Annotated in this window: 23 protein-coding genes, 7 pseudogenes and 1 other annotated feature; of the genes and pseudogenes, 11 read left to right on the top strand and 19 right to left on the bottom strand. The window is 67.1% G+C overall.

What is annotated here, in order from left to right:
• Positions 1 to 18 precede the first annotated feature (18 nt).
• Entirely contained in the window at positions 19 to 1,323 is a 1,305-nt protein-coding gene (locus OG906_RS40560) for a tetratricopeptide repeat protein (protein WP_329449166.1), read from the top strand.
• Positions 1,324 to 1,379: 56 nt separating this feature from the next.
• Here OG906_RS40560 and OG906_RS40555 read toward each other — a convergent pair whose 3' ends face one another.
• Positions 1,380 to 2,585 (bottom strand): IS110 family transposase, encoded by a 1,206-nt coding sequence (locus OG906_RS40555; protein WP_329449193.1) that lies wholly within the window; start codon positions 2,583 to 2,585, stop codon positions 1,380 to 1,382.
• A gap of 353 nt (positions 2,586 to 2,938) precedes the next feature.
• On the opposite strand from OG906_RS40555, the pseudogene OG906_RS40550 reads away from it, so the two are divergent.
• Positions 2,939 to 4,212 (top strand): annotated as a pseudogene (locus tag OG906_RS40550) (IS256 family transposase); the annotation flags it as partial.
• Positions 4,213 to 4,671: 459 nt separating this feature from the next.
• On the opposite strand, the gene OG906_RS40545 reads toward OG906_RS40550, so the two are convergent.
• Positions 4,672 to 5,826: an ISAs1 family transposase gene (locus OG906_RS40545; RefSeq protein WP_329449168.1), complete on the bottom strand. Its 1,155-nt coding sequence runs from the start codon at positions 5,824 to 5,826 to the stop codon at positions 4,672 to 4,674.
• A 73-nt stretch (positions 5,827 to 5,899) separates the two neighbouring features.
• Here OG906_RS40545 and OG906_RS40540 point away from each other — a divergent pair, with 73 nt between their 5' ends.
• Entirely contained in the window at positions 5,900 to 6,172 is a 273-nt protein-coding gene (locus OG906_RS40540; protein ID WP_329449169.1) for a hypothetical protein, read from the top strand.
• Positions 6,173 to 6,669: 497 nt separating this feature from the next.
• Here the strand turns inward: OG906_RS40540 and OG906_RS40535 are convergent, their stop codons facing one another.
• Both OG906_RS40535 and OG906_RS40530 read right to left on the bottom strand, forming a co-directional pair.
• The gene (locus OG906_RS40535) at positions 6,670 to 7,419 is read right to left on the bottom strand and encodes an IS3 family transposase (RefSeq protein ID WP_329449170.1); all 750 of its coding nucleotides are present in this window, start codon (positions 7,417 to 7,419) and stop codon (positions 6,670 to 6,672) included.
• The gene (locus OG906_RS40530; RefSeq protein WP_443067509.1) at positions 7,416 to 7,724 is read right to left on the bottom strand and encodes a transposase; all 309 of its coding nucleotides are present in this window, start codon (positions 7,722 to 7,724) and stop codon (positions 7,416 to 7,418) included. Before OG906_RS40530 ends, OG906_RS40535 begins: the two co-directional genes overlap by 4 nt.
• 492 nt (positions 7,725 to 8,216) lie before the next feature.
• Between OG906_RS40530 and OG906_RS40525 the strand changes: the two genes are divergently transcribed.
• On the top strand, positions 8,217 to 8,972 hold the full coding sequence (locus OG906_RS40525) for a transposase family protein (protein WP_329449192.1): 756 nt from the start codon (positions 8,217 to 8,219) through the stop codon (positions 8,970 to 8,972).
• On the opposite strand, the gene OG906_RS40520 is transcribed toward OG906_RS40525, so the two are convergent.
• The 6 genes and pseudogenes from OG906_RS40520 to OG906_RS43860 form a co-directional block, all read right to left on the bottom strand.
• Positions 8,947 to 9,132 carry a hypothetical protein gene (locus tag OG906_RS40520; protein ID WP_329449172.1) on the bottom strand — a complete coding sequence of 62 codons (186 nt, stop codon included), beginning with the start codon at positions 9,130 to 9,132 and terminating at the stop codon, positions 8,947 to 8,949. The two genes, OG906_RS40525 and OG906_RS40520, sit on opposite strands and share 26 nt — an antisense overlap.
• Positions 9,133 to 9,145: 13 nt before the next feature.
• A complete protein-coding gene (locus OG906_RS40515; RefSeq protein ID WP_329449191.1) occupies positions 9,146 to 9,310 on the bottom strand; it encodes a hypothetical protein in 165 nt (54 codons plus the stop codon).
• Between the two features lie 63 nt (positions 9,311 to 9,373).
• Positions 9,374 to 10,384, bottom strand: a complete 1,011-nt coding sequence (locus tag OG906_RS40510; protein WP_443067518.1) for a terpene synthase family protein — start codon at positions 10,382 to 10,384, stop codon at positions 9,374 to 9,376.
• A pseudogene (locus OG906_RS40505) lies at positions 10,382 to 10,851 on the bottom strand (transposase); the annotation flags it as partial. The pseudogene OG906_RS40505 and the gene OG906_RS40510, both read right to left, overlap by 3 nt.
• A 297-nt stretch (positions 10,852 to 11,148) precedes the next feature.
• Positions 11,149 to 11,376: pseudogene (locus OG906_RS43865) on the bottom strand (IS630 family transposase); the annotation flags it as partial.
• 44 nt (positions 11,377 to 11,420) lie between these two features.
• Positions 11,421 to 12,471, bottom strand: a pseudogene (locus tag OG906_RS43860) (IS630 family transposase); the annotation flags it as partial.
• Positions 12,472 to 12,535: 64 nt separating this feature from the next.
• Here OG906_RS43860 and OG906_RS40490 point away from each other — a divergent pair.
• From OG906_RS40490 to OG906_RS40475, 4 genes and pseudogenes are all read left to right on the top strand, one after another.
• Positions 12,536 to 12,907 (top strand): annotated as a pseudogene (locus OG906_RS40490) (transposase); the annotation flags it as partial.
• Positions 12,908 to 13,134: 227 nt separating this feature from the next.
• The gene (locus OG906_RS40485) at positions 13,135 to 13,812 is read left to right on the top strand and encodes a response regulator transcription factor (RefSeq protein WP_329449247.1); all 678 of its coding nucleotides are present in this window, start codon (positions 13,135 to 13,137) and stop codon (positions 13,810 to 13,812) included.
• Between the two features lie 232 nt (positions 13,813 to 14,044).
• A complete protein-coding gene (locus OG906_RS40480) occupies positions 14,045 to 14,362 on the top strand; it encodes a transposase (RefSeq protein ID WP_329449176.1) in 318 nt (105 codons plus the stop codon).
• Positions 14,323 to 14,451 (top strand) — a sequence feature (AL1L pseudoknot). (Overlaps the previous gene by 40 nt.)
• Complete coding sequence (locus tag OG906_RS40475; RefSeq protein ID WP_329449177.1) at positions 14,359 to 14,508, top strand: hypothetical protein; 150 nt, start codon at positions 14,359 to 14,361, stop codon at positions 14,506 to 14,508. Its footprint overlaps the feature before it by 93 nt. The genes OG906_RS40480 and OG906_RS40475 overlap by 4 nt, the downstream gene beginning before the upstream one ends.
• A 92-nt stretch (positions 14,509 to 14,600) precedes the next feature.
• Here OG906_RS40475 and OG906_RS40470 read toward each other — a convergent pair.
• The 5 genes and pseudogenes from OG906_RS40470 to OG906_RS40450 form a co-directional block, all read right to left on the bottom strand.
• A pseudogene (locus OG906_RS40470) lies at positions 14,601 to 14,929 on the bottom strand (transposase family protein); the annotation flags it as partial.
• A gap of 68 nt (positions 14,930 to 14,997) precedes the next feature.
• Positions 14,998 to 15,216 carry a sterol carrier protein domain-containing protein gene (locus OG906_RS40465; protein ID WP_329449178.1) on the bottom strand — a complete coding sequence of 73 codons (219 nt, stop codon included), beginning with the start codon at positions 15,214 to 15,216 and terminating at the stop codon, positions 14,998 to 15,000.
• Entirely contained in the window at positions 15,132 to 15,629 is a 498-nt protein-coding gene (locus tag OG906_RS40460; protein ID WP_329449179.1) for a hypothetical protein, read from the bottom strand. The genes OG906_RS40465 and OG906_RS40460 overlap by 85 nt, the downstream gene beginning before the upstream one ends.
• A 161-nt stretch (positions 15,630 to 15,790) precedes the next feature.
• On the bottom strand, positions 15,791 to 16,579 hold the full coding sequence (locus tag OG906_RS40455) for a transposase family protein (RefSeq protein WP_329449180.1): 789 nt from the start codon (positions 16,577 to 16,579) through the stop codon (positions 15,791 to 15,793).
• Between the two features lie 419 nt (positions 16,580 to 16,998).
• Positions 16,999 to 17,691, bottom strand: coding sequence for a transposase family protein (locus OG906_RS40450; RefSeq protein ID WP_329449253.1), 693 nt, complete (start codon positions 17,689 to 17,691; stop codon positions 16,999 to 17,001).
• 372 nt (positions 17,692 to 18,063) lie between these two features.
• Between OG906_RS40450 and OG906_RS40445 the strand changes: the two are divergent.
• Positions 18,064 to 19,278: pseudogene (locus OG906_RS40445) on the top strand (IS110 family transposase).
• Positions 19,279 to 19,412: 134 nt separating this feature from the next.
• Here OG906_RS40445 and OG906_RS40440 read toward each other — a convergent pair.
• Both OG906_RS40440 and OG906_RS40435 read right to left on the bottom strand, forming a co-directional pair.
• Positions 19,413 to 20,285, bottom strand: coding sequence for an IS3 family transposase (locus OG906_RS40440; RefSeq protein WP_329449181.1), 873 nt, complete (start codon positions 20,283 to 20,285; stop codon positions 19,413 to 19,415).
• Positions 20,282 to 20,590: a transposase gene (locus OG906_RS40435; protein ID WP_443067509.1), complete on the bottom strand. Its 309-nt coding sequence runs from the start codon at positions 20,588 to 20,590 to the stop codon at positions 20,282 to 20,284. The genes OG906_RS40440 and OG906_RS40435 overlap by 4 nt, the downstream gene beginning before the upstream one ends.
• A gap of 394 nt (positions 20,591 to 20,984) precedes the next feature.
• On the opposite strand from OG906_RS40435, the gene OG906_RS40430 reads away from it, so the two are divergent.
• Together OG906_RS40430 and OG906_RS40425 are read left to right on the top strand one after the other, a co-directional pair.
• A complete protein-coding gene (locus tag OG906_RS40430) occupies positions 20,985 to 21,299 on the top strand; it encodes a transposase family protein (RefSeq protein ID WP_329449182.1) in 315 nt (104 codons plus the stop codon).
• Positions 21,296 to 22,003, top strand: a complete 708-nt coding sequence (locus tag OG906_RS40425) for an ISAs1 family transposase (protein WP_329449183.1) — start codon at positions 21,296 to 21,298, stop codon at positions 22,001 to 22,003. The genes OG906_RS40430 and OG906_RS40425 overlap by 4 nt, the downstream gene beginning before the upstream one ends.
• 301 nt (positions 22,004 to 22,304) lie before the next feature.
• Here OG906_RS40425 and OG906_RS40420 read toward each other — a convergent pair whose 3' ends face one another.
• Together OG906_RS40420 and OG906_RS43855 are read right to left on the bottom strand one after the other, a co-directional pair.
• Positions 22,305 to 23,186 carry a hypothetical protein gene (locus tag OG906_RS40420; RefSeq protein ID WP_329449184.1) on the bottom strand — a complete coding sequence of 294 codons (882 nt, stop codon included), beginning with the start codon at positions 23,184 to 23,186 and terminating at the stop codon, positions 22,305 to 22,307.
• 163 nt (positions 23,187 to 23,349) lie between these two features.
• A protein-coding gene (locus OG906_RS43855; protein ID WP_443067513.1) for an IS630 family transposase occupies positions 23,350 to 24,452 on the bottom strand; the annotation gives its coding sequence in 2 pieces (ribosomal slippage) (positions 23,350 to 23,991 and positions 23,994 to 24,452; 1,101 coding nt in all).
• Between the last annotated feature and the right edge of the window lie 150 nt (positions 24,453 to 24,602).

Below are 24,602 nucleotides of genomic sequence, written 5' to 3'. Positions count from 1 at the left end.
CCTGAGAAGGGTTCCGGCATGATCACACCGAAAGCACCGAACACGCGGTTGCGACAGATTCTGGAGGAATCCGCTTGGAGCGCCAACGACTTGGCGTGTGCCTTGCGTGTCACTGCGGCCGAGATCGGCGTCCAATTGGGCTACGATCGGACTACAGTCGCGCACTGGCTCACCGGGACCACGCCGCGTCCGCCGGTGCCCGAACTGCTCGCCGAGACCTTTACTCGGCGACTACGTCGGCCGGTGGGCGTCAGCGAACTCGGCTTCTGCGGCCCAACTGTCGTCGGCCTTGCCCGTCCGGGGCCGCCGCCATGGGTCAGCCATCCGGACCCGCAGGAAGCTGTTGCCGTCCTCCAGTCCCTTCTCGAAAGTGGCCTCGGCGCGGTTCGAAGCCCGAGCCGCGTGCCGTATCGGGTGCCCGGCATTCCTGCGGCGACTGTACCGACGCAGCGCCGGCTCCCGTCCGCATTGGCGTCCAGGGCCCGCAGGGTCGGGCAGGTCCAGGTCCATGCCCTGGCCGACCTCGTCACCGCGGCCGCGCGCCAGTACGACTGCTACGCAGGACCGCCGACCCGCTCCCTGCTCGCCTCCTACCTCGATCAGCAAGTGCTTCAATGGCTTCGCGCCCCCTCCAGTGACCGCGTGCACCGGGATCTGCTCGGACACGCCGCGTCCCTGATGCGGATAATGGCCCGTACCCACATCGACGACCGCGATCACGGACGAGCCGCCCAGTGCCTGCACCTATCGGCCCGCCTCGCCGACGAGGCCAGTAGCCCACTGCTACGGGGGCTCGCGGAACGCGACCTCGCCACTCAGGCTACCCGGCTCGGCCATCACCGGACGGGCGCCGCCCTCGCCGAGGCCGCCCTGCGCGACACCCGCATCGCGCCGCCCGGAGTCCGCGCCTACGCTCTGTCCCAACACGCGGTGTCCCTGGCTCACTTGGCGAACGCTTCAAGCGCCCACCAGGCTCTGGCCCGAGCGGAGGCACTAATCGCCGACGCCGACGCCGACGGGTTCGACCGATACCCCCTGCCCGCCCTCCGCTACCAGCAGGCCCAGACTCACATCGCCCTCGGCGACCGCGCAAAGGCCCTATCGCTCCTGCAGGCCTCCCTCCGGCTGCGCCCTCCTCACGAATACCGCACTTCGCTGATCACTCGGCTGGAAATCGTGACCCTGGAACTGGAAGCCGGCCACTACCAGCTGGCCCGCTCTCTGTACAAGGAAACGCTCGCCTCACACCTGAGCCTGACCTCCTGCACCATTGACGCCACGCTCGCGAGCCTGCACAGGCGCCTCCACCTCGCGCACTACTGATTGCCAATGAGGTTGTCAAGGGACTGACACGAAAATGACCCCCGTGGTTGGGTGCTTCAGGCCGCGATCGGCTCGAAGCGGACGGTCAGTCCGAGGCTGTTGGCTTCCTTGATCATCCGCCGTATGGCGCGTTCGGGATCGCGGCGGGTGAAGTGGTCGGCGCCGAGTTCTCGGTAGGGGCCGTGGTCGTGCAGAACGTGCCAGATGGCGATGGCGAGTTTGTGCATCACGGCGACCAGGGCCGGCTTGCCTCCTCGTCTGGCAGCGATCCGCCGGAAGAAGACACCGAGGTAGAAGTCCTTCTTCCTGATCGCGACCATCGCGGCGATCCCGAGCAGGCGTTTGAGATTCTTGTTCCCCGGACGGGTGCGGCCGGATCGGTTCACCCCGGCCGACTCGTTCTGCCCGGGGCAGACCCCGATCCAGGACGCGAGACGGTGGGCTGAGGCAAACTGGGCCATGTCTCCCCCAGTCTCGGCGATGACGATCTCCGCGGCCAGACGGCCGATGCCAGGGATCGTGGCCAGATCGGCGAGGTCCCGCTCCCGATCCGCCAGCAGAGTCGAGATCGGGGCATCGAAGGCCGTGATGACGCTCTTCCAGCGGTCGATCTCGTCCAGGTAGTGCCGGACCATGAACGCATGATGACCGGTGAACTGCCCGTCCAGGGCTTCGATGAGTTCGGGGATCTTGTTTCGGGCCCGGCCGATCGCGAGGTCGGCAAGCCGGGCCGGATCCCGTTCCCCGCTGATCAGAGCCTCCAGAATGGCCCGGCCTGTTGCGCCGGCCACGTCGCTGAGGACGGAGGAGAGTTTCATCCCCGTGTCCTCGAGCTCCTTCTCGAGCCGCTGGGCTTCCCAACCCGCCGCCCGCGCCAGCTCGGTCCGCCGGCGTGTCAGGTCCCGTAGCTCGCGAATGTCGCGCTCCGGCACGAACGAGGCCATCACCATCCCCGACGCCCCGGCCCGGGCAAGGAAAGCCGCGTCACTGGGATCGGTCTTGCGGCCCCGAATCCCTTTGAGATGAGCTGGATTGACCAGCATCAGATTCAAATGCGGTTGCAACAGGTAGTAGACCGGACGCCAGTAGTCCGAGGTCGCCTCCATCACCACCTCGACCTGCCGCTCCAGCAGCCAGGCCAGCAAGCGCCGGACTTCAGCAGTCGTAGTACCGAATCGTTCGGTCTCCAAGGACCAGCTGCCAGCCCGTTTCGTGCTCGGCGTCCGTACACATGCGAGCAGGAACCGCCTGCCCAGGTCCACTCCCGCGGACCTCAGATGAAATTACCTCGTCCTTCGTATCCTGGAGCCGGGCCATCCTGTTCTCCCTCCCGCTCGAACACCCCCGTGCACGGCGGGCATCCCGGAGGGGCCAAGGGAATGGCGGAGTCTGACACGCGTGCTCCGGACGGCAGACTGACGTCGCCCTGGCAACAATCCGTGGTCCCCTGGTCGGCCCCCATCGCCATCCTGTAAAACGAGCTTGCAAGCATCGCAGGCCCATCGGCTGACCGGGACGTCCGACCCCATTTTCCCGTACCCGAGGTGATCAGCGCAGCCAATCTCGCCCACCTGTAAAACGTTCGGTGTAACTCCCGATCATGGAAGATGCATCGATGACCAGCAACAACGTGACCGAGACTGTCGAGCCGTGTGAGGCGGTGCCGTCGAAGTCCGTGGACGACCGGTTGATCGACGAGCTGGTGGGTCGGGCTCAAGCCGAGGGCCTGCAGCTGACCGGTGAGGGCGGGCTGCTCCAGCAGCTGACGAAGCGACTGCTGGAGTCCGCTCTCGAGGGCGAGATCACCGACCACCTCGGCTATGACAAGCACGATCCCGCCGGGAAGAACGGCGGCAACTCACGCAACGGCACCCGGGCCAAGACCGTGTTGACCGAGGTCGGCCCGGTTCAGATAGCCGTGCCCCGCGACCGCGAGGGCTCCTTCGAGCCGAAGATCGTCAAGAAGCGGCAGAAGCGTCTTTCCGGCGTGGACGAGATGGTCATCTCGCTTGCCGCGAAGGGTCTGACGACCGGTGAGGTCCAGGCTCACCTGGCCGAGGTCTACGGCGCCGAGGTGTCGCGCCAGACGATCTCCACGATCACTGACAAGGTCCTCGAGGGCATGGCCGAGTGGCAGAACCGGCCCCTGGACGCCGTCTATCCGGTGATCTTCATCGACGCGATCCACGTGAAGGTCCGCGACGGTGCGGTGGCCAACCGGCCCATCCATGTGGCTCTGGCCGTCACGGCCGAGGGCCGGCGGGAAATCCTCGGGCTGTGGGCCGGCGACGGCGGTGAGGGCGCCAAGCACTGGATGCACATCCTCACCGAGATCAAGAACCGAGGCGTGAACGACGTCCTCATGCTCGTCTGCGACGGGCTCAAGGGCCTGCTCGACGCGGTCGAGACCGTCTGGCCCCGCACGGTCGTGCAGACCTGCGTGGTCCACCTGCTGCGGAACTCCTTCCGCCATGCCGCCCGCCAGGACTGGGACAAGATCGCCAAGCTTCTCAAGCCCGTCTACACCGCGGCGACCGAGGAAACCGCACTCGACCGGTTCGCCGAGTTCGCCGACACCTGGTGCAAGAAGCATCCGGCGATCGTGCGGCTCTGGGAGAACGCGTGGGAAGAGTTCACCCCGTTCCCCCGCTTCGACACCGAGATCCGCCGCACCGTCTGCACGACCAACGCCATCGAGTCCGTGAACGCCCGGATCCGCCGGGCGGTCAAGGCCCGCGGCCACTTCCCCAACGAGCAGGCCGCCCTGAAGTGCGTCTACACGGCAATCATGGCCTGGACCCCACCGGCAAGGGCCAGGCCCCCTGGACCATGCGCTGGAAGACCGCACTGAACGCCTTCGACATCACCCTCGACGGCCAGCTCCCCGCAACACGTCAGCAACCCTCACAACCCCAGTTACACCGCTCATTTGACAGCCCCTCATCACCGCCCAATCCCTATGGCGCCGAACCCACCAGACCATCGCAAAACGGATCCACTACGCGAGACGCAGACAACGAGCCCTCGAACCACTCCTGTAGTACCGGCTCTCCACCAGCGCGGAGACCGCCAGCAGCCGTACAGCCTCCTGCGCGTCCGGCGACCACGTCCGCGCACTCCCCAGATCACTCACGCACGGCCAACGAGCCTGAACTCAAAGCATTTCGGATCAATACATCTCCGCGTTGTTCAGCATCCGTCATTCCGATGAGTCCCGCCGGTTATACGAACGCAAGCGAGCCGAATGAATGTTCCACATCCAGGCCGTCCTCGCCCTGGCCGCGAGAACGTCCTCGGGGCCCTCCCAGGGCTTCGGCAAAGTCGCGGGATGCCCGCCGTGCGTCGTGATCATGTGAGCCCGAGGAGGGCAAGCGGTCGCTTCGGTTTTCTTGCGTTGTATCGGAGGGCGGTGGCGATGTTGCGGTCTCCTGTGGGTCGGAGGGCGCCGATGGCGAGGTTGCGCCAGGTGGCCATGGCTTGGGGCGCGTTGCCGGTGCGGAGTTGGGAGGCGTCCTCGGCGAAGGTCACGTCCCGGATGTGGTGGAGGGCTTCGATGGTCCAGTGGCCGCGGATGAGGGCGGCGAGCTGGGCGGGGGTGGCCCGGTCGGCGGTCAGGCTGGTGACCGTGTAGATCGTCTTGATGGTGACCTTGCCGGTTTTGCGGTTCGTTCGGCGGCGCTTGAGCTGGACTGCCTGTGCCGCATGCGGGAAGAGCAGGTTGCTCACGGTGGCCGCCTTGATGCGGCGGATCTCGCCGCGGCCGTGTTCTGTCTCCCGGGTGCGGTCCTGGAGCGGGATCGCGTTCCAGGGAAGGGACTTGAGCTGTTTGCGGAGCTTCTTCTGGTTGCCCTTGACGATCACGATGTAGTGCGCGGACCGGCGGGCGACCAGGTAGTCGGCGTGCTCGCGCTGGGTGTGCATCGCGTCGCTGGTCACCACGGCGCCGGCGAGACCGGCGACGGTGTCTAGGAGCGGCTGGAAACAGGTGATCTCGTTCGTCTTTTCGCCGACGTCGAGTTGAGCAAGGACAGTACTGGCGGTGTGGTCGAGGGCGGCGAGCAGGTGGATCTTTCGGCCGTGTGCGCGGGCGGTGCCGCGCAGGCTCTTGCCGTCCACTGCGATCGCCCGCAGGGCTGTGGCCTGCGGTTCCCTTAGCTGACGGTCGGTGAGCCAGCTGCCTACGGCGCGATCGAGCGCATCAGCGTCGATCCGGACCAGGACCCGGCGGATGGTCGCCTCGCCGGGCACCTTGGGACGCGTGATCAGCGGATCGTGCCGGGCTCCCAGCGCGAGGAGTACGTCGCGCGGAGCGTCGGCGGCCCACTCGCTGATCGCCAACAGCGAGGTCGCGCCGGCCAGTACAGCGGCTGCGGCCAGGGCGAGCACGTGGACCAGGGCGTGCCGGACCCCGCGGGGGTCGCGGGTCGGGGACTTCGGTGAGGCGTTCCAGCAGGTCGGGGAGTTCGTCGAGTCCGGCCGACAGCTGGTCGCGGAGTTGGTCAAGAGCAGGCGGGATCGGTGATGATGTGGCGGCAGGCACGGTCTTCCATCGGGATTACGGGGCGTCGAGAACTCCATGATCTTGGAAGTCCGTGCCTGCTTCACGTCCGAACTGACCCACCCGCCGCAGACCATGACCAATCGGACGATCCGTCACTTTGCCGAAGCCCTGACCAACGACCGGAAACGCCGCGGGTTCCGGCTCGCGACGGAGTTCACCGCCGAGCCCGATCACCGGGGGAATCCAGGGGCGGGCGGTGCTGATCGGATCAATTCGGGATCCAGGGATAGTTCGGAGCGTTCAGCCAATTTCTCGCCACGGCACCTGAATTCAGAAGGCAGGCCCTGACTGCCCCTCAGATGTGTATGTTCTCGTGGCCGATGGGGCCACACGGACAGACGACCGAGGGAAACGGAGCGTCCGCGCCGTCCCGTGAGGGACGTTCGGAACCCTTCAGTCCCTGGGGTGCCTGCCCTGTTCGCAGCGTTTCAAAGTGGTTGCCAGGGAAACTCGAGGACTGAGTTCCGGAAGTCTCGCGCCTTGCCGGGTCCTGGGCGTTCCCCGAGGGGAGTGATGACTTGGGAGTCCGGGAGGGGGTGGCCGGGTCGGCGGAGACGCGTATCTTGTCGGAGTGTCATCGGTTGGCGTGCGGGAGAACCTTGCCTGACGGGGCGCGGTGCCGGCAGGGGGTGATCGGGTGAGGCTCCGACCGTTCCGTCGGGTGAACTGTCCGGGGTGCTCGCGATCCTCAGGTGGCGGGAGCGTGGGCCGACTGTCAGCATGCGACTGCGATCTTTCAGTGTTATGAGCTTGTTCCGCTTTCGCGGACACCTTTGGTGTGTTGGTCAGGCCGCGAGGGCGGTCTCGTATTCGGCGGGGCTGCGGTAGAAGAACGATTCGGCGAGTGCGTTGTCCCAGCACTGACCGGTGCGTCCGACCGACAGCACTATCCCCAACCCACCTGCCAAAGTGGCGAGTTCACGGCTGGTGTATTGGCAGCCGCGATCGGAATGGAAGATCACCGGGCCGGTCGGGCGGCGGGTGTGGCAGGCGGCCGTGAGGGCGTCGGCGACGAGTTCGGTGCGCAGGTGGTCGGCCGTGGCCCAGCCGACGACACGGCGGGAGGCGATGTCGATGACGGTGGCCAGGTAGAGCCAGCCCTCGTCGGTGGCGATGTAGGTGATGTCACCGCACCAGCGGGTGTCGACCGCTGTCGGGTCGGGACGAAAGTCGCGGAGGACCAGGTCAGGACGCGTGGCGGCCTGGGGGTCGGGGATGGTGGTGCGGTGCCGTCGACGACGGTGACGGCCGGCGAGTCCGGCTTGCCGCATCAGGCGGGCCACTCGCCTGCGGCCGCAGCCGGCGCCCTCGCGCTTGAGGACGGCGTGAATGCGCGGGGAACCGTAGGTCCCGCGGGACTGCTGGTGCACGGTGGTGATCCGCTCGGTCAACTCAGCGTCTCGCGCCGTGCGGGGACCAGGGACACCAGTACGGCGGGCATAGTAGGCGGTTCGGGAGACCTCGAACAGTTCACACGCCTTCTTGACGCTGTGACCTGCAGTTTTCTCCGCCTCGATGAACGGGTACACGTTCACCGGGTCTCCGTCGCGAAGAAAGCCGTCGCACGCTTGAGGACCTCCACGTCCTCCCGCAGCCTGCGATTCTCCCGCCGCAGAACCGCCAACTCCTCGCGCTCGCTGCTGGTCAGACCGTCCCGATCGCCCGCATCGACCTCGGCCTGACGCACCCAGCTCCGCACCGCGGTCTCGGTCAGGTCGAAGTCCTTGGCCACCTGACCCACCGAGCGGTCACCACGCCGGCACAGACCGACGATCTCGGCCTTGAACTCCGCCGTGAACGAGCGTCGAGGACGCACCTTCTTCTTCGCCATGCTCTCCATGATGGACATCATCCTTCCGGGGCCCAAGCCCCTGATCTCGGATGTCCGCCAAAGCGAAGCAAGCCCAGACGCCCCCATCCTCGGCCGAGAACGCGTCGTCAACGTCCTACGCCGCTCACACGCAACGAACCCCGCCCCGCCTACATAACAGCGGCCCGGTGGTTCGCCCCCATATAGACACCGGCGCAAGAGCGGCGACCAAGGAGCGGGGCAGCAGCACAGACCGACGTCGACCCGTTGTTCAGCCCTCGCACGCCTGGACCTGGTCCGCACGAGGAGACGCTCCCCATGGCTGCTCCGCCCCTGTCACTTGACTCTGGCGTCGCCCAGGCGCCCGGCCCTCACAAGGTCAGAGTCCCGGAGGCTTATTCACGGGGTTTCGTAGCCCGTTTTCCTTGATCATGAAGGCGGCCCTGCTCCGTAGGCTGATGTTTGCGAAGACGTCAGATCACCACCGGGGCAGGGCCGTTGAGGTGGGACGTTACGACAGGATTGGACGGGGATCAACTGGGCGGGCTGGTGGAGCGGGTCCATCGGGCGTTGGTGGAGGATGTGGACCGGACGGTGGTGCCGGGGCGGATGTGGGCACTGGGGCTGTACAAGTCGGTGGTGCTCGTCCTGTTCATGTTGCGGCAGAACACCGTCCAGGAGGCGGCCGCGGAGTTGTTCGGGGTCTCCCAGGCCACTGCCTCCAGGCGGTGGACGGCGCTGCTGCCGGTGGTGGAGAAAGTCCTGGCCGGTCACGTCCCGGATGCCACGAAGGTATCGGCCGGCCGGGTCGTCCTGATCGACGGCACCTTGGTGACCACCTGGGACTGGGCAAGCGAAGGCACCTTGATGTTCTCCGGCAAACACAGGGACACCGGCTTCAACCTGCAGGTCGCGGCCACTTTGTCGGGAGAACCGCTCGCGGCCTCGGCGCCCGTCCCAGGCTCACGGCACGACATGTATGCCTGGCGGCAGTCCCACTTCCCCGACGCGTTCGCCGACCGGGAGGACATCGGCGACCTGGGCTACGTCGGCTCCGGCATGCTCACCGCGAGACGCAAACCCCCAGGCCGGGAACGGCCCGCCGGAGACAAGGTCTACAACCAGAGCATCGGCAAACTCCGTGCCGCCGTCGAGCGGGCGATCGCGCACCTGAAGGACTGGAAGATCCTCGCCACCCGCTACCGCGGCCCCCTCCAAGCCTTCCCCCTCATCACCAGGACCATCACCGCCCTCACCTTCTACAAGAAAGGCTGGTAGAACCCCGTGAATAGGCCTCCAGCTCCAGCGAGGCGGTGTCGCCCGGCTCGGGGCTGTAGCCGAGGTGGAAGTTGCCGTCATAGGCGGCGGCGATGAGATCAGTGAGCCGGTCGTAGAACGTCGCTACCGGATCTGCCGGGCGCGCGGAGGTGTCGGACATGGTGACCTGCCGGTCACAGGGTGAGAAGAGGCGGGGCGGTGGCGGCCTTGTCGGCGGCCTCTGGGCCGCAGGTGGACAGAGCTCCCCGGGCGCGGCTGCGCCACGGATCGAGCGCCGCCCCGTCCGGGCTGACCCGGCCTTGGAGGAGGGTGCTTAACGCGACGGTGGCCGGTGCCAAGGCTGGACGGTGATGCGTCGTGGGGCCGGCGCGGTAGGCCTGCGTTCCAGGTGGGGATTCTCATCAAGGCCTCTGTCTGGGCGTCGTCGGTATGGACCGGTCGTCGGCCCCGTCCGGTGAATCGGGCGCTATGGGCCTCGTAGTCAGGGCCCGCGCCACCGAAGCCGGGGCCGAGGTCCCGGGCGTGAAGCGCCCGGTGACCGACAGCCAGCGCAAGGTCGCGGCCATGAACCTCTCCAGCAGGTCCACATAACGCTCCAGTTCCTCCCGTCCCTCCGACACCTTCGCCAGGTCCGCCCGCAACGCCGTCGCCGTAGCAGCGAATTCGGCACGGCGTTCCTCGATCATGGCCGCCGCCCGGCACCGCGCCGCCCGCGGCGAGCAGTCACCCTCCCGAGCCAGGATCGCCACCAGGTTGTCCTGGCCGTCCGCCGCGTCGTCACCGACCGAAGCCACATCATTGGCCCAGCCCGCGACGTCGGCCACCGCCCACCGCAGATCCCGCAACCGCTCACCCGCCCACACCACCTCCGGCAACGAGGCCTGGCCGGTGCGCTCCAACACGTCCAGCATGGGAAGCAACGTGATCGTGCGCCGTCTCAGCCGAAGGTAGTGCGCCAGCGGCAACCGGACCCCGGCACGCCGCAGTGCTGCCTCCGCCTCACAGGCATCCAGGAAATCGGTGTAATCCGCGGCGAACCGCCGCCGCCACCGGGCCGACATGCCCGGAGCGGTACGACCCCACAGCCGCGCAAGCACCACCGCCTGCGGTGCCGTCCCCGTGGATATCTCCCCACCGGTCGCGAACACCTGCCGCAAGGAAGCAGTGAATTGTTCCAACTCACCCGGGACCGTGCCCAGGCCCCGCCGGTCGATGTGGTCGTCTACCCAGCAGACGAACGCCGCCCACTGAGCGGTCAGCACCACATCCTCCGCACCGCCTTGCGGCAGCGCGCCCTGAGCCAGAACCTCCAGCCGCATCGCGGCCAAGTGCTGCTCCTGGCGGCTATTGGCTGCCAACCCGGTGTCTCGGGCCCATCGCAGCAGCAACGTGGACTCCTGCCGGTCAGGCATGGGTGCGGTCCACGAGCTGCGGCCGGGCTCGAGCGCGCAGATGATCGAGTACGGCCAGCCGGGGACGGGAATGTGCTGGTCCTTGCCCCGGCCGTATGTGTGGCACAGGATCCGCTCGGGTGAGGTGTGGGCGTCGGGCCGCAGCCAGCAGGTGATGTCGATGGCCAGCACCAGCCGGCCGTCGGCAGCGCGGGGCAGCGGCACCGCCGCCAGTGCCTGCCGCAGCCGGGCGGTGTCGACCCAGCCGCGAGCCACAACTGCGTAGAGCCCGCCATGGCCGCGGCGGTGTTCGCCCACCAGCGACAGTTCGGCCAGCGACCTCACCGGCCCGTCGCCGCACAGAACAGCATCAGCCAGCCCTCGAACAGCCCGTCCGAACGAGCGGTCAGGCAGGAGTAGAACTCGCCCCGGAAGCGTGACAGTTCCGCCAGCGGCTCTCGCCGGGCATCACGATGCAGCAGACTCATCCTCACGGCCTTCGCGCTGGACGTGTGTGTTCCTTGGTCGGAGCACATGATCCAGACGAAGGCCGCCTCTGCGTACGGCGGTTACCGAACCGAGTGATCAAGTTCGACTCACCATTCGACGCCGAACGTTAAAGATCAAGTTGAGGGCATGTGCCGCATTCACGTCGTTCGAGGCTTGCGCATGCGACGGCACAGGGCACCTGCTCAGGTTGAACTCGTAGTGTTGGCGTGATGCTGACGGGTTGTGATGCCTGCGGTATGTCATGGGGATGAGGTATGCGCAGGCGGGCGGGTACCTCAGGTTGAACTCGTAGTGTCGGTTTGGGTGATCATGGTGGGCTCCATGGTCAGCCCGGTCTGGGCGAGGCAGCCGTCGATCAGCTCGGGCCGGTACTGGATCTTCTTGAGCTTGCGCTTGATGATGCGGGTGAGACCGGCGAGGTCGGCGGCGACGAAGTTGGTGATCGACCGTTTGAGCAGGGACCAGACGCCTTCGTTGGGGTTGAGGTCGGGCGCATACTCAGGTTGAACTCGTAGTGTCGGTTTGGGTGATCATGGTGGGCTCCATGGCTCAGCCCGGTCTGGGCGAGGCAGCCGTCGATCAGCTCGGGCCGGTACTCGGATCTTCTTGAGCTTGCGCTTGATGATGCGGTTGAGACCGGCGAGGTCGGCGGCGACGAAGTTGGTGATCGACCGTTTGAGCAGGGAACCAGACGCCTTCGGTGGGGTTGAGGTCGGGCGCATAGCTGGGGAGCTGGTAGATCCGCAGCCAGTCCTTGTTCTCTTCGGCGTAGTCCGCCAGCTCCTGGCGCAGGTGGACGGACAGGTTGTCCCAGCACCACACGATCGGGGTGCCGAGCTGCTGGTGGGTGGCCGTGATGAGGTCGCGGTAGTCCTGCCAGGAGAAGCTCTTGGGCTCATTCTTACGGCCGTGGTAGACGTGCAGCTTGTAGAAGAAGTGGGTGCGGTGGCCGGGCCGGTAGCAGCTGACGCCGGCGATGTTCACGCGTCCGCGGCCCCGGCCCCGCACCGTGGGGCGTCGGCCGCGTGGTGCCCAGGTGCGTCCCCGCGGCGGGCTCAGGGCCTGTCCTGCCTCGTCTTCGAAGCAGATGTGGGCACCCAGGTCCGCCGCCGCTCTTTTACCTCCGGCCACACCTGCTCTTTCCACACCTCGATGGAGGCCTCGTCCCGCTCGACGGCCCGACGCACCGGGACCTGGCAGCTCCAGCCGTGCCGGCGCAGCAGCTTCCACACCCCCTGCACCGTATAGCCGACATGGAACATCCGGCCGATCAGCAGCTTGATCCGCTTCAGCGTCCACCGCTGGTCGTCCTCGAAACCATGCACCAGCGGACCCCGCGCCAGCTCCGCCTCCAGCCTGGCCCACTGCCCCGCGGACAGCCTCTCCACCGACACCGGCCCCCTCGAGCGCAGGGCCTCCACCCCGCCCGACTCCCACACCCGCCGCCACCGCAACACCGAGCGATCGGACACCCTCAGCTCCCGGGCGATCTTGACCGTGGTCTCCCCACGTGCGAACCACTCGGCCGCCTCCAGCCTCAACCGCTCACGCGCCGCCTGCTCCTCGGGCGTACACCCGCCCGCCTGCGCATACCTCATCCCCATGACATACCGCAGGCATCACAACCCGTCAGCAGCCACGCCGACACTACGAGTTCAACCTGAGTACCGCGACCTCATCACGGCCACCCACCAGCAGCTCGGCACCCCGATCGTGTGGTGCTGGGACAACCTGTCCGTCCACCTGCGCCAGGAGCTGGCGGACTACGCCGAAGAGAACAAGGACTGGCTGCGGATCTACCAGCTCCCCAGCTATGCGCCCGACCTCAACCCCACCGAAGGCGTCTGGTCTCTGCTCAAACGGTCGATCACCAACTTCGTCGCCGCCGACCTCGCCGGTCTCACCCGCATCATCAAGCGCAAGCTCAAGAAGATCCAGTACCGGCCCGAGCTGATCGACGGCTGCCTCGCCCAGACCGGGCTGACCATGGAGCCCACCATGATCACCCAAACCGACACTACGAGTTCAACCTGAAGTGCCTTTGGCCCCTTTTACCGAAGGGCCAAAGTCCCCAATATGAAGAAAGGTGGAACCGATCTCCATTTCGGATGGTCCACCGATCATCGTCAATCCGTGTCGGCGAGGGCAATCTGACGATTCTTAGGCCAATTTAAGAGTTCGTTACGTCGATCCTAAGTCGTAACGGTGACAATGTGATCATGAACTCGACGGCGGAAATTCATGGAGCACCGGTGGACGCAATGCAGCAGGAGAACCGGCGCACCGTTCTCATCGCGGACCCCGAACCCGTCTTCCGTGCCGAGCTGCGCCGCGTCCTGGAAGAGGAGCTGGGCCGCTACGACGTGGTCGCCGAAGCCGGCATCCCGGCCGAGGTGACGCGGCTGCTGCGCAGCACGGAACCCGAACTCGTGCTCATGGACCTCGCCCTGGCTCGCTCCCTTGGGCTGCGCGTGGACCGGCTCGGCGGTCTCCTGCCGCGCCCGCCCAAGGTCGTCCTGCTCACCGGGGGCGGCGGTCACGAGGGGCTCGACGAGGCGCTCGACGCGGGCGCCCGCGGCTTCGTCACGCGCGACCTGGACGCCGGGCTGCTGGGCGCGGTGCTGTGCCACGTCCTGGCCGACGGCTGCGCCATCGCCCCCGAGGTGTTCGGCGGACTCATGGATCGGCCGTCCGGCTGTCAGGCGCAGTTCGCCCGCTCCCACCACCGGGTCCGGCTGCTCAACGACAGCGAACGGCAGGTGCTGCGGCTGCTGGGGCACGGATTCGAGAACGCGCAGATCGCAGAGGAACTCCACCTGTCCCGGGCCAGCGTGAAGACGTACGTCTCCCGGCTGCTCGGCAAACTGCACCTGGACAACCGGACGCAGGCCGCCCTGGTCGCGAACGAAACCGGGTTGGCGGGGCGCGCGAGCCCGTGAGTATCCTGCCCTAACAGCATGTATCCATACATGTCAGGATAAGAGCGGTAGTGGGCGATAGCCGACCGGTCCGAGGAATCCACGACGATCGTCTTGGGCGTCGGCGGGCGTTGTCACATGAGGATTTTTAGCGGTAGCTCTCCAGGGTGACGATGGCTCGGGCTGCTTGGGTGAGCCAGTTGAACCGCCCTGGGTTTGATGGAGATCATCAAGACCCGGAAGGATGCCGATCGTGGCTGCTCCCCGTAAGTACCCCGATGAACTGCGTGAACGCGCGACGCGTCTGGCGGTCGGGGCCCGCAAGGACCGGGTCGGTCGGGCCGGAGCGCTCAAGCGCATCGCCGACCAGCTGGACGTGCACCCCGAGGCTTTGCGGGGGTGGGTGAAACGGGCCGAAGTCGACGAGGGCCTCGCGCCCGGGACCACCAGCGCCGAGGCCGTCCGGATCGCGGAGCTGGAGCGGGAGGTGAAGGAACTGCGGCGGGCGAACGCGATATTGAGGTCTGCCTCGGCTTTCTTCGCCGCGGAGCTGGACCGTCCACTGCGATGAAGGTCGCCTACATCGACCAGCACAAGGAACAGTTCGGCGTCCAGCCGATCTGCGACGTCCTCGCCGAGACGGACGCGCCGATCGCGCCGAGCACCCACTACGCCGCCCACACCCGTCCGCCGTCGGCCCCGCAGCCGGCGCGATGAGCACCTGGCGGCCATGTGGATGGCGTCGGATATGAGGGAGGTTTTCATGTGTTCGGCGGTTGCCCAGCCGATGACGGCTTTGGTGTGGCAGTTCGCGTTGTGCGCCGCTGGTATCGCTCCAGCACCCCAGGCAGCTGCTCGCGAAAGGTGTGGCGGCAGCCGCGGGTCGGACACACCAGACGTCGAACCCGGACGCGTGCCACGACCCGCCGACCGTCGATCGGCAGGTCGGCGACTGTCCGCCAGTGATAGCCGTGCACCCGCCCCGACAACACCCCGCACACCGGGCAGACCGCGGTCGATCCCTGAGTCCGCCCCTCACGACCACGCGCTCACCCTCGTCGACCATATCCTCGATGACCAGCGGGTATATCCCCGAAAACACCGTCGCCACCAGCTCGTTGAGACTCTCCACGCTCACATCAACGACCTACACCACTCTGCGTCACCACCCAATGTGAGACAGGGCCGTTGACCGTACAGACCCGGTCAGAGCCGGGGCAGCGGGGAGCGGCAGAAGCCGTGCGGGAGCCAGGGCGCGGCGGGTGAGGTGAAGGCCGTCGTGGCGGCGGCGAGCGCGCCCGGGGCGTGCTCACGAACCCGGCCCGCGGCGGCCAGTTCGGTCAGGCTGGTGCCGCCCAGGTAGGCCGAGTCGAGGGCGCTGGCGTCCAGGGAGAGGTCGGGGGCGTCGTAGGTACGAGCGCACACCGCGCCGGAGGCGTCGCCGGTGAGCCGCCAGCGGCCCCGGTTCCAGGCGCGAGGGCGTCGTCGAGGTCGAGAACGAGGTCGACCGGGGCCGCGTAGGAACGGGCGGTCAGCGCGATCGGGGCGTCGGCGACGCGCGCGTAGAGGCTGTCGAGCACAGTCGGGGCACAGTGCCGCACGTCGGAGACGAGGTGGAACAGGGCGTCGTCCACGGGGCGGTTGGGGGCCACGACGCGCGAGATGAGGTCGGTGTCGAGGAGGAAGCGCCACAGGGCGGCGTAGGCGCGCGGGTCGGTGGCCTCGACGTCGCGGACGCGGACGGTCCCCTCGGCGGTGTTCGCGGCCGACCAGGCGACGCTCACGGGCGATCCGCAGGGCCCGTCGCCCTGCCGAACGCCAGCATCAGTACGGCCCATAGGCGGCCGGTTACCTGGCCGACAGCACCACGCTCACCACCGGGACGAAGTTCTCCGCGACCGGCAGCGCGGGCACCGCCATGGGTCCCCACCTGCTCGGCAGCAACGTGGCGACGGGGGTGACGTTCAAGCGGGAAGAGCCCGCAACCACACCAGGAGGTCTATTTACGGGGGTCACCAGCCCTTTCTGAAGAAGGTGAGGGCGGTGACGGTCGTGGCGACGGTGGGGAATCGGGTGGGGGGCCGCGGTAGCGGGTGGCGAGGATCTTCCAGTCCTTCAGGTGGGCGATGGCGCGTTCGACGTCGGCACGGAGGGTGCTGACTGACTGGTTGGCCTCCTTGTCGCCTGCGCAATGGCTCCTGCCAGGCGGTTTGTGCCGCCCGGTACGTACCTCGGTGCCGATGTAGCCGAGGTCTTCGAGCTTGTCGCGGTCGGCGAACACTTGGGGAAAGCGGGACTGACGCCAGGCGAAGGCGTCATGCCGGCTGCCCGGCAGCGGGAGCGAGACGGCGAGCAGGTCCCGGGCCAGGGTCGCGGCGATCTGGAGGTTGAAGCCGGTGTCGCGGTGCTTGCCCGAAAACATCGCGGTGCACTCGCTCTTCCAGTCACATGTGGTCACCAGCGTGCCGTCGACGAGCACGACCCGCCCGGCGGAGGCCTCGGCCGGGTCGGGAACATGCCTGGTCAGCACCTTTCCCACCACGGAAAGCAGCGTGTTCCAGCGGCGTGAGACGGTCGCCTGGGAGATCCCGAAGAGCTCGGCCGCCGCTTCCTGGACAGGGTTCTTCCTCAGCAGGAACAGCACCAGCACTACCGACTTGTGCAAGCCCAGCGCCCGCAGCCGCTCAGGAGACGGGCCGTCCGGCACGGCCTGCAGTTCGGCATAGACACGGGCCACCAGCACATCCAGGTAATCCGCGTCCAGCCCTGTCGTAACGCTCCAGCCCAACGGCCCTGCCCCGGTAGAGATCTGACGTCGTCACAAACGTCACGCTACCGAGCAGGGCCGCCTCCGTGATCAACGACAACCATCCCAAGAACCTCGTAAATAGACCTCCCGGTGTCTCTGGACCTCGGGACCATACGACTGGTCCGTCCGACCCACCAGCAACGTAGGACCCGCTGACCGGACGGGGCCCAACAGGAAAGCTGAAGACGCCGCATCGCCTCGTCTTGAGCATCGGCCACCACCGGCTTCGCCGGTGCAACCACATGGGCGTGCACGTCGACTTGCGGACGGCCGTGGTCACCACGTCGCTCGCGGGCCGTTAAGCGTCAGCCCGCGAACCAGCCGCCGTCGACTGACATGATCGCACCATTGATGTGTGACGCAGCAGCGGACGCCAGGAAGACCGCGACTGAGCATTTTCAGCGGTGAGTCTCCAGGGTGAGGATGGTTTTGGCGATTGACGTGAGTTTGTTTGGGCTGGTTCGGGCTTTCCGGAGGATGCGCCAGGTCTTGATCCGGGCGATGGCTCTCTCGACGGGCCAGCGGAGGCGGGAGTGTGCCCGGTTGACGGCTCTATGTCCGGTGGTGAGGTCTTTCCCGGGCTTGCGGCGGTGGGGAACGGCGACGATGTCGCCGGCTCCCTGGTAGGCCTTGTCCGCGAGGACAGGGATGCCGAGGCGGACGCAGGTCGTGATGATCCGGTGCCGGCGTGCCGCGGTGAGATCGTGGACGCGGCCGGCCAGCGCCGGTGAGATCCAGACCAGGGTTCCGTCCGGGGCTGTGATGACCTGCAGGTTCACGCCGTGACGGCGGTGCTTGCCGGAGTAGTCGGCGCGGCTGTCGCCGACCCGGTCGCATTCGGCGAGAGTCCCGTCGAGCAGGACGTACCGGGCGGCCGCGGTTCTCAGGACCGCGGTCAGGCCCGGTGCCCGGCCGGCCAGGAGTGTGACGACGGAGTGGACGTAGGCGTGGACGGTGCCCACGCTGATCCCGAAACCGGCGGCGATCTGGTGAAGGGTGTCGTTCTTGCGCAGGTACACCAGTGCGGCCGGGGTCCGGCTCGAGGGCGGCAGCTTGCACCTGCGGCCACCCTCCCGGGTGACGATCAGCATCGTCACCCACTCCACGAGGGCATGCGGGACATCCAGCACGGCACGATAGGAACCAACGGAGCCCCCAGGCTGAAGAGTTGAGCGTAGACACCTTGCTCAACACCCCGGGGGCTCCGCCCGTTTCACAGCCGCCCTCACGCCACCCGATTCATACCGTTCGTCGTGGGCCGTTTCGGTCATTCGTAGGATCGGAGCACCCAGGGGTGCTGGGTATGGCTGTCACCCGATAGCCGATGATGTGGCTTCCACTGATTGGCCGCCCGGCACCCGCCACGACTCGGCCGCTAATTGGGATACGCGAACTGAATCGCTCGTATGGATGCGTCGGCGAGGTCCTCTGCTGGGACACAACACCACGTCGGAGGAGGATCGGTGCCGGAATTGTGGGCCGGGACGGATGCGGGGAAGGCCGAGCACCACTGCACGGTCATCGACGCCAACGGGACGACGTTGCTGTCGCGGCGTGTGCCGAACAACGAGGCTGAACTGCTCGAACTCCTTGGTGACGTATTGGGGATAGCCGACGGTGGCCCGGTCACCTGGGCCGTCGACCTGAACGCTGGCGGGGCCTCCTTGTGGATCGCGCTGCTGGTCAACCACGGCCAGAAGCTGCTCTACATCCCCGGCCGGACCGTACACCACGCCTCAGCGGCCTATCGGGGCAGCGGGAAGACGGACGCGAAGGACGCGTTCATCATCGCCGACACCGCCCGCATGCGCCGTGATCTGCAGCCTCTGCAGGAGCTCGGTGAGATCGCAGTAGACCTGCCGATTCTGACCGCGCGCCGGATCGACCTCGCGGCCGACCGCACTCGCGCGATCAACCGCCTCCGCGCGCAGTTGCTGGAGTACTTCCCCGCTCTGGAGCGTGCCTTCGATCTGAGCACCTCCAAGAGCGCGCTGATTCTGCTGGCCAGCTACCAAACCCCGGCAGCCCTGCGAAGGATCGGCCGGTCACGGCTCACGACCTGGTTGAAGAACCACGGCGTGCGCACCAGCACCGCTGCCAGGAGCACGGCCGAGGCCGCGGTGACCGCCGGAGAAGCCCAGTTCACCGTCGTTCCCGGGGAAAGGACCTGCGCGCGGATGGTCCACACGCTGGCCGCGGCGGTGACGGCCCTTGACGAGGAAATCTCGGAGCTCGAAGCCCAGATCGAGGCCCGGTTCAGGGAGCATCCCGACGCAGAGGTGATCACCAACATACCCGGCATCGGCATGACGCTGGGCTCCGAGTTCATCGCCGCTACCGGTGGAGACATGTCTGTGTTCGGTAGCTCCGACCGGCTCGCCGGTGTGGCCGGCCTGGCCCCGGTCCCCCGTGACTCGGGCAAGGTCAGCGGTAACCTCCGCAGGCCCCGGCGCTACAGCAGGCGACCGCTGCGAATGTTCTATCTCTCTGCCCAGGTCGCCACCGTGTGTTGCCCTGAATCGAAGCGGTACTACCAGCGCAAACGCGCGGAGGGAAAGTCCCACAAGTAAGCCGTCCTGGCCCTCGCCCGGCGCCGCCTGAATGTGCTCTGGGCCCTCCTGCGCGACCACAAGCTCTTCGAGACCGCTGCGGCCCGCGCAGGCGCGACAGCGATATGACCCGACCACAGCGGGTCACTACCGCCGCTTGACAACACCATTGGGAATCAGTGGCCAAACTGAAAATGCTCACTGCTTCGAGACCGCCAAGTCCTGAGCTTGTTCCGCTTTCGCGGACACCTTTGGTGTGTTGGTCAGGCCGCGAGGGCGGTCTCGTATTCGGCGGGGCTGCGGTAGCCGAGGCTGCCGTGGAGCCGGTGCAAGTTGTACCAACTCTCGATCCACTCGAATATCGCGGTGTGGGCGGCGGCCCGGCTGGGCCAGGGCCGGCTGTCGCCGAGCTCGTTCTTCAGGGTGGAGAAGAACGATTCGGCGAGTGCGTTGTCCCAGCACTGACCGGTGCGTCCGACCGACAGCATTGTCCCCAACCCACCTGCCAAAGTGGCGAGTTCACGGCTGGTGTATTGGCAGCCGCGATCGGAATGGAAGATCACCGGGCCGGTCGGGCGGCGGGTGTGGCAGGCGGCCGTGAGGGCGTCGGCGACGAGTTCGGTGCGCAGGTGGTCGGCCGTGGCCCAGCCGACGACACGGCGGGAGGCGATGTCGATGACGGTGGCCAGGTAGAGCCAGCCCTCGTCGGTGGCGATGTAGGTGATGTCACCGCACCAGCGGGTGTCGACCGCTGTCGGGTCGGGACGAAAGTCGCGGAGGACCAGGTCAGGACGCGTGGCGGCCTGGGGGTCGGGGATGGTGGTGCGGTGCCGTCGACGACGGTGACGGCCGGCGAGTCCGGCTTGCCGCATCAGGCGGGCCACTCGCCTGCGGCCGCAGCCGGCGCCCTCGCGCTTGAGGACGGCGTGAATGCGCGGGGAACCGTAGGTCCCGCGGGACTGCTGGTGCACGGTGGTGATCCGCTCGGTCAACTCAGCGTCTCGCGCCGTGCGGGGACCAGGGACACCAGTACGGCGGGCATAGTAGGCGGTTCGGGAGACCTCGAACAGTTCACACGCCTTCTTGACGCTGTGACCTGCAGTTTTCTCCGCCTCGATGAACGGGTACACGTTCACCGGGTCTCCGTCGCGAAGAAAGCCGTCGCACGCTTGAGGACCTCCACGTCCTCCCGCAGCCTGCGATTCTCCCGCCGCAGAACCGCCAACTCCTCGCGCTCGCTGCTGGTCAGACCGTCCCGATCGCCCGCATCGACCTCGGCCTGACGCACCCAGCTCCGCACCGCGGTCTCGGTCAGGTCGAAGTCCTTGGCCACCTGACCCACCGAGCGGTCACCACGCCGGCACAGACCGACGATCTCGGCCTTGAACTCCGCCGTGAACGAGCGTCGAGGACGCACCTTCTTCTTCGCCATGCTCTCCATGATGGACATCATCCTTACCGGGGCCCAAGCCCCTGATCTCGGATGTCCGCCAAAGCGAAGCAAGCCCAGTCCGACTGCGGCCTGGACCAGTACGAGGTCCGCCACTGGGATCCCTGGCCAGGGGCGTTTCAAAGTCCTGATGATCATGTGAGTCGGCAGGTCACGGCCGTGTGAGTAGTCCGAGCCGGCCCGTCACGGATACAACGAAGCTCCGGTTGAACGGGGTGACCTTCCCAAGTCGCCCTGAACCGCCGGAGCTTCGATGTGCCGTCAGTCTGCCACCGTATGTCTCGTCAAGTCGCCTGCTCTGGAGGGCGTGGCGGGGCTCTCGCTGATGCAACGGCTGTGAGTGCTGCCCGATCCGCGCCGACGGCGCGGAGTGCGCCACCCGTTCGTGGCGGTGCTGCTGGTTGCCGCCTCGGCTGTGATCGCCGGCGCTCGCTCGTATGCGGCGATCGGCCAGTGGTCCGCGAGTGCTCCGCAGCACACGCTGGCCCGGCTCGGTGCCCGCCTGACGGGCGTGCTCGGGGTGCGTGTCGCGCCGAGCGGCGCCACGATCCGGCGGGTCATCGGCCTGGTCTGCCCGGGCGGCCTGGCCGACCTGACCGGTGCCTGTCCCGGCGGCGCGGACTCGGTGGCCGTGGACGGCAAGGCCGCCCGCAGCTCCCGGCACGGCCAGACCCCGCCGCCCACCTTCTGGCCGCGATGACCGGCGACGGCCGCACCGTCACCCAGCTGCGAGTTCCCGACAAGACCAACGAAATCACGTGCTTTTCCGCCCTGCTGAAGCCCTACGACCTGACCGGCGTCACCGTCACGGCCGACGCCCTCCACACGCAGCGCGACCACGCGCGTTACCTGGTGGAAGAGAAGAACGCGCACTACCTGCTGGTGGTCAAGGCCAACCAGCCAGGACTGCACCGAGGGCTCCGCGCGCTGCCATGGAAGGAGGTCACCGCCCGCCGCTACGACCGCGAGGTGAGCCATGGCCGCAAGGAGACCCGTGTGACCAGGGTCCTCACCATCACCGGCCTCGGTCTGGACTTCCCTCACGCCGTCCAGGCCATGCGAGTCCTGCGCCACCGCACCAACCTCAAGAGCGGAAAGTGCAGCCGCCAGACCATCTACGCGATCACGGACCTGACCTCACAGCAAGCCTCGCCCCAGCGGCTCAGCCGGCTCGCCAGGTCACAGTGGACCATCGAGAACCGGCTCCACTTCGTCCGCGACACCACCTTCGGAGAGGATGCCTCCAAGATCCGCACCGGCCACGGGCCCGAGAATATGGCCGCCTTGCGCAACCTGGCGATCAACACCCTCCGGCAGCACGGGCACCGCAACATCGCCGCCGGCCTCCGCCACGCCTCCTACGACCCGTTCAACCGGCCGCTGGACCTGCTGAACATCCCCTGACCAGCAGATCTACGTGAGGACCCCGACTTTGAAAAGCCCCTGCCTCCAGGCCTTCGACATTGCCTTCGACGGACGCCTCACCAACAACCGAATCTGACCTACAAACCGACCACGGTTACACCGTCTACTGGACAGACCCTCAGGCATCCGAGAGGGGACGGTCATCCTCCCGCCTCGCTTCGGTCGTCGGCGTGTCCGATCAGGGGTCGGGACCGGATGGGCCGTTGCGGGGCAAGGGCGTGATGCCTCTGCCCGGTCGTGTACGCGCAGGAACATGGACGGTATGTACGGAGTGTGACTGTCACGATTGCTCCCGTCGTCGGCCTCTCAAGGCCCGCCGGGCAAAGAGAGTGGTGAGGCAGGGGGAGCCGAAGTAGACGGGGAATCGGCCCATCCGGTAGTAGGGACAGGCGGGCCAAGAGCCGTCCGGTTGCTGCAAACGGGCAAGGAGCATTCTTCCCTCGTCTTGCCCCACGTTCAGTGCAAGGTTGTCTGCGGCAAGAGTTCTGAGCGCGAGGTCCAGTGCGGTGCCGGGTTGGTCGGCGAGGGCCCAGGTTTGGGTATCGATCTCGCGTTCTTGGACGGCATGGCGCAAGGGGGTGGTGAGCATTCGGCTGTGCTGCGGGAACCGTGCACAGATTCTGGAAGCGGCATAGAGGAAGGCGTCCGGTGACGGGTAGTAGCGCGTGCCGTGCATGTAGCGCCGGGAGACCAGATGGTCGCGGAGATAGCGCATCGAAGCTGTGATGACGGCTTCGTCGTCGCCAGCGATGTATTGATGGTTCAGATGAAGGGTGTAGAGGGCGTTGGCGCAGGCGACCGCGTCGTGTTTGCGGCCGCGAGGCAGGGCATTGGGCTCAACGCCGTCCTCCCAGTAGACCATCAGGACGTGCTGGTAAGAATGTTCGTCGCCCCGGCCGTCGGCACGCACGCGGCAGTCTGCGGGGGCAGGGGCGGCGGCTCGCAGGAGTTCACTTACCCCTTGTTGAAGGTCTGCGGCCGAGAGCAGGCCGTGCTCGTAGAGGGCGCCGGTCGCGATCGCCGTGCAATCTGTGTCGGCGGAGAATCGACTGGTGCGGGGGAAGAAGCGGAAGCGCCCTTGCCATCGGCAGTCCTCGACTTGGGGGGCGAGTCGGGCGACCAGCTTCTGTGCCAGAGGACCGGCGGGCGGCAGGACGAGCATCAAGGCCACCATCGCTGAGAACGCCTCGCCTGCCAAATCGAACCCAGGGTCCTCGAAACGCCGGCGAAGCAGTGCGCGGGCCTCGGTGCCGGTGAAGTGGGGTTCGAAGTGGGGGGTGAAGGAGAGCCACGCTGCGGGTGGGCCGCTCTCCTCCAGGCAATACTCAGGTTGAACTCGTAGTGTCGGTTTGGGTGATCATGGTGGGCTCCATGGTCAGCCCGGTCTGGGCGAGGCAGCCGTCGATCAGCTCGGGCCGGTACTGGATCTTCTTGAGCTTGCGCTTGATGATGCGGTTGAGACCGGCGAGGTCGGCGGCGACGAAGTTGGTGATCGACCGTTTGAGCAGGGACCAGACGCCTTCGGTGGGGTTGAGGTCGGGCGCATAGCTGGGGAGCTGGTAGATCCGCAGCCAGTCCTTGTTCTCTTCGGCGTAGTCCGCCAGCTCCTGGCGCAGGTGGACGGACAGGTTGTCCCAGCACCACACGATCGGGGTGCCGAGCTGCTGGTGGGTGGCCGTGATGAGGTCGCGGTAGTCCTGCCAGGAGAAGCTCTTGGGCTCATTCTTACGGCCGTGGTAGACGTGCAGCTTGTAGAAGAAGTGGGTGCGGTGGCCGGGCCGGTAGCAGCTGACGCCGGCGATGTTCACGCGTCCGCGGCCCCGGCCCCGCACCCGCACCGTGGGGCGTCGGCCGCGTGGTGCCCAGGTGCGTCCCCGCGGCGGGCTCAGGGCCTGTCCTGCCTCGTCTTCGAAGCAGATGTGGGCACCCAGGTCCGCCGCCGCTCTTTTACCTCCGGCCACACCTGCTCTTTCCACACCTCGATGGAGGCCTCGTCCCGCTCGACGGCCCGACGCACCGGGACCTGGCAGCTCCAGCCGTGCCGGCGCAGCAGCTTCCACACCCCCTGCACCGTATAGCCGACATGGAACATCCGGCCGATCAGCAGCTTGATCCGCTTCAGCGTCCACCGCTGGTCGTCCTCGAAACCATGCACCAGCGGACCCCGCGCCAGCTCCGCCTCCAGCCTGGCCCACTGCCCCGCGGACAGCCTCTCCACCGACACCGGCCCCCTGGAGCGCAGGGCCTCCACCCCGCCCGACTCCCACACCCGCCGCCACCGCAACACCGAGCGATCGGACACCCTCAGCTCCCGGGCGATCTTGACCGTGGTCTCCCCACGTGCGAACCACTCGGCCGCCTCCAGCCTCAACCGCTCACGCGCCGCCTGCTCCTCGGGCGTACACCCGCCCGCCTGCGCATACCTCATCCCCATGACATACCGCAGGCATCACAACCCGTCAGCAGCCACGCCGACACTACGAGTTCAACCTGAGTAGCAACAGGATACTTACTAACCCTCAGGATTTCTGGCGCATCACACTAGGCCGCTGAATTACGCGGAACGCAGGCCCTCCGC

The organism is Streptomyces sp. NBC_01426, assembly GCF_036231985.1.
Taxonomy (GTDB): domain Bacteria; phylum Actinomycetota; class Actinomycetes; order Streptomycetales; family Streptomycetaceae; genus Streptomyces.
The sequence above is the reverse complement of the archived record's forward strand: the minus strand, read 5'-3'. Positions and strand labels throughout refer to the sequence as shown.

What these genes read in the sequence shown, in the direction of transcription:
- OG906_RS40510 (WP_443067518.1), bottom strand. Translation starts at nt 10,384, where the DNA reads ATGCCTGACCGGCAGGAGTCCACGTTGCTGCTGCGATGGGCCCGAGAC.
- OG906_RS40425 (WP_329449183.1), top strand. Translation starts at nt 21,296, where the DNA reads ATGACCGGCGACGGCCGCACCGTCACCCAGCTGCGAGTTCCCGACAAG.
- OG906_RS40475 (WP_329449177.1), top strand. Translation starts at nt 14,359, where the DNA reads ATGAAGGTCGCCTACATCGACCAGCACAAGGAACAGTTCGGCGTCCAG.
- OG906_RS40420 (WP_329449184.1), bottom strand. Translation starts at nt 23,186, where the DNA reads ATGCTCGTCCTGCCGCCCGCCGGTCCTCTGGCACAGAAGCTGGTCGCC.
- OG906_RS40460 (WP_329449179.1), bottom strand. Translation starts at nt 15,629, where the DNA reads ATGGGCCGTACTGATGCTGGCGTTCGGCAGGGCGACGGGCCCTGCGGA.
- OG906_RS40435 (WP_443067509.1), bottom strand. Translation starts at nt 20,590, where the DNA reads ATGGAGAGCATGGCGAAGAAGAAGGTGCGTCCTCGACGCTCGTTCACG.
- OG906_RS40485 (WP_329449247.1), top strand. Translation starts at nt 13,135, where the DNA reads ATGCAGCAGGAGAACCGGCGCACCGTTCTCATCGCGGACCCCGAACCC.
- OG906_RS40520 (WP_329449172.1), bottom strand. Translation starts at nt 9,132, where the DNA reads ATGTCCGACACCTCCGCGCGCCCGGCAGATCCGGTAGCGACGTTCTAC.
- OG906_RS40560 (WP_329449166.1), top strand. Translation starts at nt 19, where the DNA reads ATGATCACACCGAAAGCACCGAACACGCGGTTGCGACAGATTCTGGAG.
- OG906_RS40450 (WP_329449253.1), bottom strand. Translation starts at nt 17,691, where the DNA reads ATGCTGATCGTCACCCGGGAGGGTGGCCGCAGGTGCAAGCTGCCGCCC.
- OG906_RS40530 (WP_443067509.1), bottom strand. Translation starts at nt 7,724, where the DNA reads ATGGAGAGCATGGCGAAGAAGAAGGTGCGTCCTCGACGCTCGTTCACG.
- OG906_RS40540 (WP_329449169.1), top strand. Translation starts at nt 5,900, where the DNA reads ATGATCTTGGAAGTCCGTGCCTGCTTCACGTCCGAACTGACCCACCCG.